Source organism: Bythopirellula polymerisocia, from assembly GCF_007860015.1.
GTDB lineage: Bacteria > Planctomycetota > Planctomycetia > Pirellulales > Lacipirellulaceae > Bythopirellula > Bythopirellula polymerisocia.
The window spans coordinates 1027272-1040699 of the sequence record NZ_SJPS01000001.1 but is presented as its reverse complement, the minus strand read 5'-3'; the positions used below and the strand labels follow the sequence as shown (position 1 = coordinate 1040699).

Below are 13428 nucleotides of genomic sequence, written 5' to 3'. Positions count from 1 at the left end.
TTCGAGGACGCGAAGCACAGGGAGTTTTGTCGCGGGAGAGTCGAGTTTTGTTTTACAAAACTCCCAAAAACATCAACAGCCGACTGCTACGTAAGACGTTGCCTGCCAATGAGTTGAAGCGAATCGGGCTCGCAGAAATGGAGGGGGTTTTGTTTTGTAAAAAAAGTTTTCTACGAAATGACCGCGACAAAAACCCCGCTACGATGCGCAGAAGCGAGCAACGATTGTTGGGTTTACGCAACTCGCGGTTGCCCCGCGAATGTACATCAGGCCGATTGCTCACTACTCACACCGACGGTCGGGTCATGCTGTCGGGGTCGAGCGCCTTGTCGAGTTCTGCCGCGGGGAGAATCTTGCGGTCGAGGCACAACTGGCGGATGGTGGTATTGAGTTTGAAGGCGTCCTTGGCCAGGGTGGCCGCTTGTTCGTAGCCCACCACCGGCGCGAGCGACGTGACCATCATCAGCGATTGGTCGATCAACTCGCGGCAACGTTCTTCGTTCACTTCCAGGTCCTTCACGAGCTTGTCCACGAACACGCCTGCCGAGTTGGCTAGCAGCTTGGTCGATTCCAGGAAGGCGTCGATCATCACCGGCATGGCGACATTCAGCTCAAACAGCGATCCCACGCCCCCCAATCCGGCGGTGGTCACCGTGGCATCGTTGCCAATCACGCGGCAGGCGACCTGGATTACCGCTTCGCAAATGACAGGATTCACCTTGCCCGGCATGATCGATGAACCTGGTTGCGTGGCAGGGAGCGACAACTCAAAGATGCTGCAACGCGGGCCGGAACCCAAGAGACGAATGTCGTTGGCAATTTTGGTCAGCGAGACGGCGATCGTTTTGAGTTCGCCGTGGGCGCTGACAAAGGCATCCTTAGCGGCTTGAGCCTCGGGATGGTTGGCCGCCTCTTCGAAATCGATGCCGAGTCGTTTTCCCAGTGCCGCGCACACCTTGGCGGCAAACTCCGGATGAGTGTTGATGCCCGTGCCGACGGCGGTGCCGCCGATCTCGAGGTTGGTGCGGAGATTCAAGGCCTGCTTGGCACGGACGACGGCATACTCAGCCTGAGCCGCGTAGCCGCCAAAGACCTGGCCGACGCGGATCGGGGTGGCATCCATCAAATGGGTGCGACCAATCTTCACGATTGTGTCCCACTTGGAAGCCTTCTCGGCGAGGGCCAACTGGAGACGCTCCAGGTTAGGGATCAAGTTTTTTTTGATCGCACTGGCGGCAGCGATGTGCATCGCGGTAGGAAAAGTGTCGTTCGAGGATTGGCCCATGTTCACATGATCGTTGGGATGGACGGCCCCTTCGGTCCCCTTGGCGCCGACGCCGAAACCCAGCTTTTCGTTGGCCAGGTTGGCGATCACTTCGTTGGCGTTCATGTTGGTCGAAGTGCCGGAGCCGGTCTGGTAGATATCGACCGGGAATTGTTGGTCGTACTTTCCCTCGGCTACCTCGTCAGACGCAGCGATGATCGCGTCGGCCCGCTTGGCATCAAGCTTGCCGAGTTGGCGATTAGCCTCAGCACAAGCGGCCTTGAGATGCCCGAAAGCATGAATCATCGCTGCCGGAACCGGTTCGAAAGAGATTGGGAAATTATCGACAGCGCGGGCAGTGGAAGCGCCATACAAGGCCTCGGCGGGAACTTGCATCTCGCCCATTGTGTCTCGTTCAGTGCGGAAGTTTGGCATCGTGATTGGGTGGTTGGTGGCTAGTGGTTGGTGGTTAGTCGTCGGTAAGCGCCTGGAGGTGTTGCGTACTACTTGGGCCAATCGTCGACCATGATCGTGTCTTCGTGTTCGTAGGCGGGGGCGCAACAGCAAAGAAAACGTAGTGTGCCGCTTCCCGTGTTGGTGATTTGGTGGCGTTCCCCGGGCGGGATAGCAATCGCGTCCCCGGGGCCTACGTCTTGCACGTTATCCTCTACTTGCATTTTGGCCGTTCCTTCTAGCAGAAAGTAGATTTCCTCGCACAAGGGGTGGTAATGCGGGTCCGTGCTGCCGCCAACCGGAAGCCTCGCTTCGGCCAGGCTTTGGTTCACGATGCACGAATTGCGATGGGCCAGTAGCTCACGGATCTCCGAACCATCCTTGGTGGAAAATGCGGGCACGGAATTCAGATTGCGAACATCCATGAAAAACTCACGGCACGGGCTGAAGACGTATCGACTTGGCCAGCCGTTAAGCTAACTCCCAAATGTCTCAGCTTCAAGTCAGGCCGCCTGTTCACTGCCATTGGCCGATTGGATATGGACATCCATCTGTGGAAAGGGGATGCCAATCTGCGAGCGGTCGAGCTCCATTTTTATTGCTCGAATGAGGGCCTGTTTCGCGTCGCCGAAGTCTTCGCGATTGGCCCAGACGCGTACGGACCAATTGACGCTTGAAGCGCCCAGTCCCAGAAGGACCGCAGCTGGTGGGGGGTCTTTTAGTCCCTGAGGAACGACCGCCACGGCACGCTCCAAGGCCTGGCGGGTCTGGTCGATGTCGGCAGAATACTCGGTACCGACCTCAATATCGACTCGACGCGAGCGGTGGTAGGTGATGTTCTCGATGACGGCACCGAAGATCGAGCTATTGGGAATGATGACACGTCGGCCGTCGAAAGTATCGATCTCAGTCGTGAATAAGGCGATTTCGTTAACTTTTCCCAAGTGACCAGCAATATTCACCGTGTCACTCACTTTGTAGGGACGAAAAATCAGCAGCATCGCTCCCGCAGCAAAATTGGAGAGGGTCCCCTGAAACGCGAGGCCAATAGCCAGACCTGCGGCTCCGATCAGGGCAGCAAAGCTGGTGGTTTCCACTCCGAAGTAACTTAAGCAGGTCAGGCCCGTGAGCAGCAAGACCCCCCACCGAACTAGTTTGGAGATGAACTTGGTAAGTGTCTCATCAAATCTGACGCGAGTGAGCCCACGTCGCACTCCACTAGAGAGCCAACCCGAGAGAGTCCATGCCAGAATCATCAGCACCACGACAAACATCGCGCGGAGACCGTAATACTTGGCAACGAAAAGCCACTCGCTTGCGTCGATGAGCTTCCAGTCCATGCTCCAGAAATCCAACCAGAATTGCTGAAGCGCTTTTTCCGTTGCGTTCAGCTTCTTGACGGGTTCACTTGCGGCGGCGGGGGCAACCTGGGCGAGTAAGAAAAGATTCATACGAGTTTCAAACTTTGCGGGGGAAATTGCCTGGAAAAACATCGGTTTTTTAACCCAGGCCGTTTCCGCGTGTCGAGGCCAGACTCGACTGCTAGCAGTAGACGCCAGAACGCTATTGTCGCTCGAACTCAGAGACTTCTATCATTTCCAGTGATGACCAAATCCTCAAAGACTGATTCAGGTAAGAACGTTGCTGGCAAAGTGACGGATGCAGAAGATGCCGCGGGCCGGTTTTCGCTCCAGCGACTCTCTGCCGCGTTTGCCCGATTGACTGCTCCGGACTCCGGCGAACCGGCGGACCCAGAGGTCGCCAATCGCGAGTTAGCTCAGTCGCTCGATGAGGTGCACCAATCAGAATCGGCCGACGCTCGCGAAAAGCAGGTCCTCTCGCCGCGGATGATTGTTGAAGGAATGCTGTTCGTTGGGCAGGAGGATGGCAGCCCCATGAGCAACCGATCGATGGCGGCACATATCCGGGACGTCTCTCCTCAGGAAGTGGATTCACTGATTCAGGAACTCAATGAAATCTATGCGAATTCTGGCTGTAGCTACAAAATCGTGAGTGAAGGTGCCGGCTATCGCATGCAGCTCCGTGCGGAGTTCGAGACCGTTCGGCAGCGGATGAGCGGCAATACCAAGCAAGTGAGATTGTCGCCTCAGACGATTGAAGTGCTATCGATCGTTGCCTACCGCCAGCCGGTGAGCGCCGAAGATGTTGCGAAGGTGCGGGGTTCGCGCAGCACGGTCCTTTTGAATCAATTGATTCGCCGGGGACTGCTGAAGTTGGAACGCCCCGCTGAGACCAGTTCAAACCCTGTGTATCGCACAACAGAGCGATTCAATCAGTTGCTGAATATCCGTTCGCCTGCGGAACTGCCACAGAGCGAAGACCTGGATGACAACTGAAATGGGGGGTAGCCAAGCCCCAAGCTGTGGATTTCTTGGTCGGCAGAATTTGTCGTAAGTCGTTGTGGGCAAACAGTTAATGAGAATCAGCCCAATCCCTTCCCAACTATCCCTGTAGAGAACGCCAGCGTAGATTGATAGAATCTGGCCCCTGTCAGAGCGTCCCCCCCACTGTCGGCCAAATTGTAAACCTATCCGATTTGCACGAAGTCTGATCCCGCCGACTCACTCTATCGCTAAACCCTATGAGTAACGGACAAACGTTTGCCCAGTTGCGCGCTACACGACCGGTGATTCTGCCGTCGATGCTGCTTTGCGATTTTGGCAACTTGGAACGCGAGATTAGAGCGGTGGAAAATGCCGGTGCGCGAGCCTTACATCTGGACATCATGGACGGACATTTTGTTCCCAACATCACTTACGGATTCACGATCGTCGAAGCGGTACGTCGCGTCACTGAGTTGCCGTTGGATGTGCATTTAATGATTTCGAACCCCGGGCAATACATTCAGCAGTTCGTTGCGTCCGGAGCAAGCCTAATATCGATTCACATCGAAGCGGTAGAAGATCCGCGACCTGTGCTCGACGAGATCCGTTCTTTGGGGGCGGCAGCAGGCCTGGTTCTGAATCCTCCTACGCCTATATCTGCAATCGCCCCATTTCTCGACGCCTGTGATTATGTGCTCGCCATGACGGTGATGCCGGGTTACGGTGGTCAAGAATTTGATGAAAGCGTGCTGAGCAAAGTTCGAGATTTGCGTGCAATGCTTCCTCCTGAGGTGCTCGTAGAAGTAGATGGAGGCGTTGGCCCCGGGACGATTGCCACTTGTGCTGCTGCCGGGGCCGAGATGTTTGTCGCAGGCTCGGCCATTTTTCGCACGTCCGATTACGCGGCGAGCTTGAAGGAATTGCAGCGATTGGCTCAAGTCAAACCGTAGAGAGAATCTGGATTCCACTTACATTGAATCGTGTATTAACTATGTTAGACATCCTACTTATTCGCGCTGGTCAGACGGATTACGACACCCAAGGTCGGATCCAAGGAACCATCGATCTTCCTCTTAATGAGGAAGGGAAGCTTCAGGTTGCCTCCCTCTCCGAGCAATTGGGCCAGCATGCTGTGGCGGCGATCTATGCGGGGCCAGGCACAGCTACTCAGGAAACAGCCGAATTGGTCGCGGAGTTTTTGCATCAGAAAGTGAAGTCGAATAAGAATCTCAAGAATCTCAACCTAGGCTTGTGGCAAGGAATGCTTGTAGCCGACGTGAAAAGCAAACAACCGAAGGTATACCGCAAATGGTTGGAGAACCCAGAGTCAGTTTGTCCCCCCGAGGGCGAAACTCTGCAAGCTGCCAAAGAAAGGCTGCAAGATGTGCTAGCCAAATTGTCAAAGAAGCACAAGGAAGGAACCATCGCACTTGTATTGCCAGAGCCTCTGGCGAGCGTACTCGTTCATCTGCTGAGGGACGCGGACTTCGGCAACCTGTGGCAGTGTTGCTGCCAATCCTGTCCCGCTTGGGAATTGATACCTGGTTCCCAACCCCTAGCCATAGCCAACAGCACTCCGATTGAAGAATAGGCATTCCCCGACCCGGCGGCATGGCTGGACGTAGCCACCGTTGGTATACTGGCCACTAGCACCCAGCATGATAGCATCGCATTGTATATTTTGACTGGGTCATGGTCCGAATTTTTCCCCTGGCATTGACCGAGAACCTGCCAGTATGGCAACCGGCGAAACTAAAATGTCGAAAGAACAGGCAAAGCCGGCGCGGGAGAAACGTGGCGTACCGAGCGGTTTGTGGCTCAGTTGCGAAGATTGTGGAGCGATGATCTTCCGCAAAGAATGCGAGCGACTGATGAACGTCTGTCCCGAGTGTGGCTTTCACATGTATCTCGGAGCACGTGACCGGATCAATACGGTGCTCGACGCCGGAACTTTCGAAGAATGGGATGCCGATCTCTCCCCCACGGATCCACTGGGTTTCACGGATAAAAAGAAATATAGCGAGCGGATCGTCGCCGAGCAAAAACGGACGGGGCTACGTGATGCTGCACTCACCGGCAGCGGTATGGTTCGTGCTCGGCGGGTTGCTTTTGGGGTTACCGACTCGGCGTTCATCATGGGAAGCATGGGATCAGTCGTGGGAGAGAAGCTCACGCGCCTTGTCGAACGAGCGACCTCCGAGCGTTTGCCCTTGATCATCATTAGTGGCTCGGGCGGGGGAGCACGGATGCACGAGGGTATTTTTTCTCTCATGCAGATGGCAAAAGTTTCTGCCGCACTGGCCCGATACGATGAAGCCCAGGGGTTGTTTATCTCCGTGCTCACCAATCCCACGATGGGTGGCGTTGCTGCGAGTTTCGCCTCGCTGGGAGACATCATCTTCGCCGAGCCCAAGGCGCTCATCGGTTTCGCCGGACCACGCACCATTAAGGCCACTATCCGCATCGAGCTGCCTAAGGGATTCCAGACCAGCGAATTTCTCTTAGAACACGGCTACATCGACCGCATCGTTCAGCGGGCCGATCTCAAAAGCGAAATCGCCCGGATCATCGACTACTGTGGCAAGTAGTATTGGTTCAAGTGGTCGACAACCCGGGCTAGAATTTTTCGCTTTAAATCAGATCCTGCATCGGCGCCTAGCCAGCATTGGTACAACGCTCATCGCAACCAACATGAGGGTTGAGGGCTCTGGCACGCCAGCATCATTCACGCGAATGCCTTCGAGCGCGCTGAGCGGGACGACCTCATCCCACACGCGGAAATTATCCAGCAATCCATCAAAGGGGTCGGCGTCAACTGCGCCAAACAACACTCGTGAGCCAAGACTTAAGGGCGCGGTTTCGTTGGAAGCCGGGTCGTTCCCTGAGCCGTTGGTGTTGGTTCCGGAGCCTACCAAAGCAAGAGGCGTTGTTTTGCTACCCGCGTAGAAGAATACATTCGGGCCAGGTTGCAAAACAGTTCCGTCGTATGTCACAGCGAAATTCACCCAATCTTGCGTTGCACCGAAACCTGTTGAGCTATTGCTGCCATTGTCGACTGCCAGAACCAGATTGCCGGGTGTGTTGGGGTCGCCATGAAGACTTACCCCTGCGACTCCTGAGCGATTCGCATACAACACAGCATTGCCACCCAATGGAGCGGCGCCATCGGTCTTGAACCAGCCAGCGATGGTAAACTTCAATAGCCCGTCAATGGCTTCGAAATCGGCGGCATGAGTGCCACGTCCGCCTGAACTATTGGTGGTCCCACCCATGCCATTAGCTGCCCGATTGTCGAGCGCCCTGTCTCCCGGTTTGCCGGAGACGCCGGATCCATCCGCACCTATGACGGCAGGACCGACGATATTTAGCGCCGGTGCAGAACCAGCTGATCCTCCGTCTGCGACGGCCGTCGACGAACCAGGGGCATCATCAAACAAATATCCGAGCGTATGGCTGGCTTGAGCCGACCCCATCGCCATCAACACGATGCCTAGAGTTGCGAGTGAAAATCGGAATAACCTCATCATTAGAACCTCTCTACTTTCTAAATCCAACAAAGATGAAAATACAAGTTGCTACCATGCAAGTTGAGCGCACATCAGTACGCATATCCAGCAGTAGCTACGAACTAACTGAGAAGGCAGATGTGAAAATATAGAAAGATGAGCATCTAGAGAGGCATCTCAGGCTGTGGTTTGCCGTATTAAGAGTGCCGACAATAATGCTTAATAGCGAAGCAAGCAGCGACGCGACATATTGTCGCGTTAGGAAAGTCGGATAATAAAACTAGATCGTGTTCTCAGCTAGATTTATTCCACCAACAGCACTTCAGCCCAACAGCTTGGGTCTTCCTCATAGGGAAACTCGGTGCCGGCCGCGAAGGTTTGCAGTCCTTGTTCGCGATCAAGCAACGCGTAGGTAAATCCCAAACGGGGCGAACCGACGGGATCGAAACCGTACAATGCAACCAGAGGAGCAAAAGCCGACATCTCGTAACCCGTTTTGGTAACCTTCGCTTTTACCTGCAATTCACGGGGGCGAATTGGCCGGGCGTTCTCGCGGGCCCGGTTGATCAGTAGCTGGTCCGCAACAGGCTCTTCGGCGGAGTGGCCTCCCCCGCGTGGCAGAAAGACGTAACGATGGCAAAACCGGCTTGCTCGATGCACGTTCATAGTCGCGCGGGTGTCAACCCAGACTTGCAATCCATCGCTGTCCTCTAAGCGTGAATCTCGACACCAGGGGAGTTGACTCTTACCTTCCACGCGGACCCACCAGGCTAGACCCTGCGAACTCCAAGCCATGCGCATTTCGGCCAACTGCCGCTGGCCGTCGAGCTGAGCAAGCACGGGAAGCGAATACTTCTCATTGAGCACAACTCCTGCAGTACTCCACAAAGGTTCGCAGTGATGCACTTCAACCGTAAAGCGAAACAGAAACCGCGGCGGAATGAGCGACGAATCGGAGGTGTTAGTAGTGGACATACTAGTTTTGAGGGAATATTTTTAGCAACATCGAACACAGATTATAGCGAAAATTGGGTGTGCAAGTAGTCTCCAAATTACTCACTCTCTCTACATCAATTGCCACTGGTCGAAAAGCACGACGTAGATTCCCAGCAGCAGGTTCGTCACACCGTGCGCGACCACGCAGTCCCAGATGTTGCGTGTGCGAAGCATGAGCCATGTGACCATGCTGAACCAAACTGCCGCGGCCAGCAATTCGCCAGGATGCATCATCATTGGGACCAGTGTGCCGACCAACAACGCTGTACCATCGACCTCACCGAATGGGACTTGCCACCACTGTTGGTGCATGACGAATCGCATCAAGAAGCCGCGGAGGAAGAATTCTTCTATCACTGGCACGATTAAAGCCAAACCAATAAAGCGGACTAATAGGAAGGCCCAGGCAGCAGCAGGTTGGTTGGCCATCTGTTCCAGTGGATTGAAAGCACTCCGCTCACCAGTTCCCAGAATACCAAGCAGGCCAATCGTGGGTGTGTCACCCGGCTCTCGGCCTGGAATGAAACCACCCAGGAAACGGTCCAGCGGGCCGATGATGCTGGGTTCGAGTCGCAAGTGGCACAGCAGGACCCATAGCACGACTCCGACGACTCCCACGGCGACGCTCAGCCAAGTCACTTGCCAGGGAAATGTGCGGTAACCTGGCCAGACGAGCACCATCGCAACTGCTGTCAGGGCAATCTTTAGCGAGTAGACCCACGGGTAATATGTGTACGGGATTTTGGGGATCAAGCCGACTTCGTTCGAAGAGTATTCGTCGGCCTCTGGGGCTTCCAGCACTTGGTCCAACGGATTCTCGACGGAGGTCTCCTCGATTAGACCATTGTTGCTGATAGGTTTGGGCGGGGTCGGTTCCAGGCTCCCTATCAGCATGAAAACAGCAAACGGGAACAGAAAAGTAACTGCTGGCCAACGGGAGAGCCAGCCAGGAGGAAGCGGAGCCGCCACTTGCTTCGCGGGTTCAGGATTGTCCGTTGCCATGCCAGCATCCCTTTGACTTTAGTTCGATTCGACCCTGATGCGTATCTGACGGCAAGCAAAGCACTTAACGCTGTGATTAAGGATGTGTGAAGGACATTTTGACCAAGTTGTTCGTGTCCCCTCGTGCCAGAAAAGGACAGGATTTGGCGAGAATCGAAAATCGGTATTTTCTCGATTGCCCGCGATGCCTAATCTTATGCGCTAACGGGGCGTACAACTGTCCAGCGGAGGACGGCAACTATTACCCGTAAAAAACGCATTTGCACTAGCTATCAGAGAACAATAACGGCAAAATAGCAGTTTACCCCGCCTAGCGACAGGGTGACGTAAATCCGCCCTTGTTGGAATTCTGAGTGTTAGCCTGGAGGGCTGTCGCCTTCCGGGTCGTTCCTCCGTATCTTGCTGCTTGGTTGTACCAAGTGGTAAAGGCGCACTATTTGTTGTTTGATGGGATCGTTGATCGTTTGGTTGAGGCAAGTTTATGGACCTTCGCAAAGTAAGAAACATCGGTATTTCAGCGCACATTGACTCGGGTAAGACTACCCTCAGCGAGCGCATTCTGTTCTATGCTGGCCGCATCCACAAAATTGAGGACGTGCGCGGAGGTGGGGATGGTGCGACCATGGATCACATGGAGCTCGAGAAGGAGCGCGGCATTACCATCACCAGTGCTGCAACCTCGGTAAAGTGGCAAGGGGTCGACATCAACCTGATCGATACGCCAGGCCACGTCGATTTTACGGTCGAAGTGGAACGAAGCCTTCGCGTGCTCGACGGCGCCGTACTTGTGCTTTGCTCGGTGGGTGGCGTCCAGTCGCAATCGATGACTGTCGATCGCCAGATGAAGCGTTACTCCGTCCCTCGACTGGCCTTCATCAACAAGATGGACCGCACGGGAGCCAATCCGGATTCTGTCGTTAAGCAGGTTCGCAATAAACTCGGCGCCGACGCGGTGGCTATGCAACTGCCAATTGGCAAAGAAGATAATTTCAAGGGTGTTGTCGATTTCATCACCATGAAGGCCGTCTACAACGACGGGGCCAATGGCGAAATCGTGCGAGAAGAGCCGATCCCCGCGGAACTGCAAGAAGCTGCCGAAGCGGGTCGGCATCATCTCCTTGAGTCGCTCTCGATGTATAGCGACGAGCTGATGGAACTGTTGCTCTCGGAAGAAGAAGTTCCCCAAGAGCTGATTCACAAGATTATCCGTGACGCGACGATCAACCAAGGCTTCACGCCGGTCTACATGGGCTCTGCCTTCAAGAACAAATCCGTCCAGCCGCTGCTTGACGCGGTCAATCGATATCTCCCCTCACCGCTCGATCGCCAGTTCGTGGCCCTGGATCCAACCGAGGAAGGCAAGAAAATCCCTCTGACCAGCGACCCCAAGGATCCGTTCGTGGGCATGGCCTTCAAGATCGTCGACGACGAATATGGCCAACTTACTTATACCCGCGTTTATCAAGGCACCGTGGCAAAAGGTGAGCAGTACTACAATCAGCGTACAGGCAAGAAAGAACGCTTCAGTCGCATCGTGAAAATGCACAGTGACAAGCGCGAGGAAATCGACAAGGCCGAGGCGGGCGATATCGTGGCGATCATGGGAATTGACTGCGCGAGTGGTGATACCTACTGCTCGCAGCCGAATTATTGCACATTGGAAAGCATGTTCGTCGCTGCACCTGTGATCAAGATGTCGATCAATCCCCTATCGCGTGATAACGCCGATAAACTTGGAAAAGCCCTTCAACGGTTCCGTAAAGAAGACCCAACCTTCCAAGTTGCAACAGATGAAGAAACCGGTGAGACGTGTATCGCGGGCATGGGCGAATTGCACTTGGAGATTTATGTTGAACGCATCCGCCGCGAATACGGCGTGGATGTCGAAGTTGGTGCCCCCAAGGTGAGCTACCGTGAGAGCGGCACAGTCCCCTTCGCTTACGACCACAAACGGAAGAAACAGACAGGTGGTTCCGGTCAATACGGTCACATCGTGGGAACGATCAGCCCCATGACCGACGAAGATCGGGAAGCCGCAGAAGGGAAGGAATTTCTCTTCGTCGATAAAGTTACCGGTGGCAAGATCCCCAAAAACTTTATCCCGGCAATCGAAAAAGGTTTCCGCAACATGACGGATAAGGGGCCGTTGGCTGGCTATCCGGTTGTGGGGATCAAAATCGAGTTGGTCGAAGGCTCCTACCATGATGTTGACTCCTCCGACATGGCCTTCATGCTCACCGCACAGGAATGTTTCCGCGAGAATTTCCAGCGAATGAAGCCTGTGCTGCTCGAGCCGATCATGCTAACAGAAATCGAGTGCCCCGAGTCCTTCCAAGGCCCTGTGGTGGGACAGATTTCCAGCAAGCGCGGGATGGTGGTCTCGACAGATACGCAGAACGGCATCTGCAAGATCATCGCCGAGATACCCCTAGCTGAAACGTTTGGGTACTCGACAGACCTGCGAAGTCAAACCCAGGGTCAAGGCACGTTCACCATGGAACTGTGCAAGTATTCTCCTGTACCCGGAAACATCCAGACGGATATCATCGCCGATCGCAAACGCGAACTGCAACCGGCGTAAAACCACATGGAAGATTTGTAAACACCGCCAACGCCCAGGGGGTTGCAACCCCCTGGGCGTTTGACGTATCTGCTCCCTAGAATCGGCATAATCGCACCTGGTGCATGTGACCTAGACTTTCCGTATGACGGAAACTCTATTTGCACCCCCTGATGAGCCGTTTGCACCGGCCGTCTCTACCCAGCGCGTACTGCACGTCATTAATGGCGAGCACTATTCGGGGGCCGAGAGGGTGCAGGACTTGCTCGCCCAAGAGCTTCCTCAGTTTGGCTACGACGTAACATTTGCATGTGTGAAGCCGGATCGGTTTCCTGAGGTGCGCATGTCGCGGACCACACAGCTCTATCGGACCCCCATGCGGAGCAGATTTGACTGGCAATGCGGTCGCAAGCTTGCCGAGCTGATTCGCCAGGAAGACTACGCCCTCGTCCACGCCCACACACCACGGTCTCTGCTCGCCGGAGCTATTGCAGCCCGACTGGCCGATGTGCCACTGGTCTATCATGTCCACAGTCCCACTGGTAAAGATTCAACAAGATGGCTGCAGAACGTGGTTAACGCCAAGTTGGAACATTGGCTGCTAAGACGTGCATCGCGCCTCATAACCGTATCACCGAGCCTCCAAGAGTTGATGATCTCGCAAGGCTTCGCTCCGCAAAAAATCTCTTATGTCCCAAACGGGGTACCTGGAGTGGAGGAATTCAGCCGCACTCGACCCACCGGTCAGTGGACACTCGGGATGGCAGCCCTCTTTCGGCCGCGCAAAGGAATTGAAGTCCTGCTCGAAGCCCTCGACTTGCTGCGAGCCGACGGCCATGACGTACGCCTCCGAGCCATCGGCCCCTTCGAAACACATGGCTACCAGTGTGAAGTCATGGGAATAGCAGAAAAACTTGGCATCACTGGTCTGATTACCTGGACCGGCTTTGTGAGCGATATCCACGCAGAGCTCCGCAAAGTCGATCTCTTCGTACTGCCCAGCTTGTTTGGTGAGGGCCTGCCGATGGTGGTGCTGGAGGCCTTAGCAGCCGGAGTGCCTGTAGTGGCGAGTGCGGTTGAAGGCATACCCAGCGCGGTGCGGCAGGGAGTGGACGGATTGCTCGTGGAGCCCGGCAATGCTACAGGACTCGCCGCCGCGATTGGCGAAATCGTCCGAGATGACAGTCCATTCGATTACGAATCGCTATGCCGACATGCTCGCAGTCAACACAGTGCTAATTTCTCAGCCAGCGCGATGGCGGGGAGTGTTGCACAGGTGTATCGCGAGATACTGGGCTAAAG

The 13428-nt window shown here is 55.0% G+C and carries 12 protein-coding genes; 6 read left to right on the top strand and 6 right to left on the bottom strand.

Annotation, left to right across the window (positions count from 1 at the left end; genetic code table 11):
* Positions 1–286: 286 nt before the first annotated feature.
* The 3 genes from Pla144_RS04055 to Pla144_RS04045 form a co-directional block, all read right to left on the bottom strand.
* Positions 287–1699 carry a class II fumarate hydratase gene (locus tag Pla144_RS04055; RefSeq protein WP_146448013.1) on the bottom strand — a complete coding sequence of 471 codons (1413 nt, stop codon included), beginning with the start codon at positions 1697–1699 and terminating at the stop codon, positions 287–289.
* A gap of 68 nt (positions 1700–1767) precedes the next feature.
* A complete protein-coding gene (locus tag Pla144_RS04050) occupies positions 1768–2142 on the bottom strand; it encodes a cupin domain-containing protein (RefSeq protein ID WP_146448012.1) in 375 nt (124 codons plus the stop codon).
* A 78-nt stretch (positions 2143–2220) separates the two neighbouring features.
* The gene (locus Pla144_RS04045) at positions 2221–3168 is read right to left on the bottom strand and encodes a mechanosensitive ion channel family protein (protein ID WP_197530370.1); all 948 of its coding nucleotides are present in this window, start codon (positions 3166–3168) and stop codon (positions 2221–2223) included.
* 153 nt (positions 3169–3321) lie between these two features.
* Here Pla144_RS04045 and scpB point away from each other — a divergent pair, with 153 nt between their 5' ends.
* The 4 genes from scpB (at position 3322) to accD (ending at position 6650) form a co-directional block, all read left to right on the top strand.
* Positions 3322–4074 (top strand): SMC-Scp complex subunit ScpB, encoded by a 753-nt coding sequence (gene scpB, locus Pla144_RS04040; RefSeq protein WP_146448010.1) that lies wholly within the window; start codon positions 3322–3324, stop codon positions 4072–4074.
* A gap of 245 nt (positions 4075–4319) precedes the next feature.
* Positions 4320–5012, top strand: a complete 693-nt coding sequence (rpe, locus tag Pla144_RS04035; protein WP_146448009.1) for a ribulose-phosphate 3-epimerase — start codon at positions 4320–4322, stop codon at positions 5010–5012.
* A gap of 41 nt (positions 5013–5053) precedes the next feature.
* Positions 5054–5653: a histidine phosphatase family protein gene (locus tag Pla144_RS04030; RefSeq protein ID WP_146448008.1), complete on the top strand. Its 600-nt coding sequence runs from the start codon at positions 5054–5056 to the stop codon at positions 5651–5653.
* A gap of 166 nt (positions 5654–5819) precedes the next feature.
* Complete coding sequence (gene accD, locus Pla144_RS04025) at positions 5820–6650, top strand: acetyl-CoA carboxylase, carboxyltransferase subunit beta (RefSeq protein ID WP_231936155.1); 831 nt, start codon at positions 5820–5822, stop codon at positions 6648–6650.
* A 48-nt stretch (positions 6651–6698) separates the two neighbouring features.
* Here accD and Pla144_RS04020 read toward each other — a convergent pair whose 3' ends face one another.
* The 3 genes from Pla144_RS04020 to Pla144_RS04010 form a co-directional block, all read right to left on the bottom strand.
* A complete protein-coding gene (locus Pla144_RS04020; RefSeq protein ID WP_146448006.1) occupies positions 6699–7589 on the bottom strand; it encodes a LamG domain-containing protein in 891 nt (296 codons plus the stop codon).
* Between the two features lie 282 nt (positions 7590–7871).
* On the bottom strand, positions 7872–8543 hold the full coding sequence (locus Pla144_RS04015; protein ID WP_146448005.1) for a hypothetical protein: 672 nt from the start codon (positions 8541–8543) through the stop codon (positions 7872–7874).
* Positions 8544–8633: 90 nt separating this feature from the next.
* Positions 8634–9566, bottom strand: a complete 933-nt coding sequence (locus tag Pla144_RS04010) for a CAAX prenyl protease-related protein (RefSeq protein WP_146448004.1) — start codon at positions 9564–9566, stop codon at positions 8634–8636.
* A 481-nt stretch (positions 9567–10047) separates the two neighbouring features.
* Between Pla144_RS04010 and fusA the strand changes: the two genes are divergently transcribed.
* Both fusA and Pla144_RS04000 read left to right on the top strand, forming a co-directional pair.
* Entirely contained in the window at positions 10048–12147 is a 2100-nt protein-coding gene (fusA, locus tag Pla144_RS04005; RefSeq protein WP_146448003.1) for an elongation factor G, read from the top strand.
* 124 nt (positions 12148–12271) lie between these two features.
* On the top strand, positions 12272–13426 hold the full coding sequence (locus tag Pla144_RS04000) for a glycosyltransferase (protein ID WP_146448002.1): 1155 nt from the start codon (positions 12272–12274) through the stop codon (positions 13424–13426).
* Positions 13427–13428: the final 2 nt, after the last annotated feature.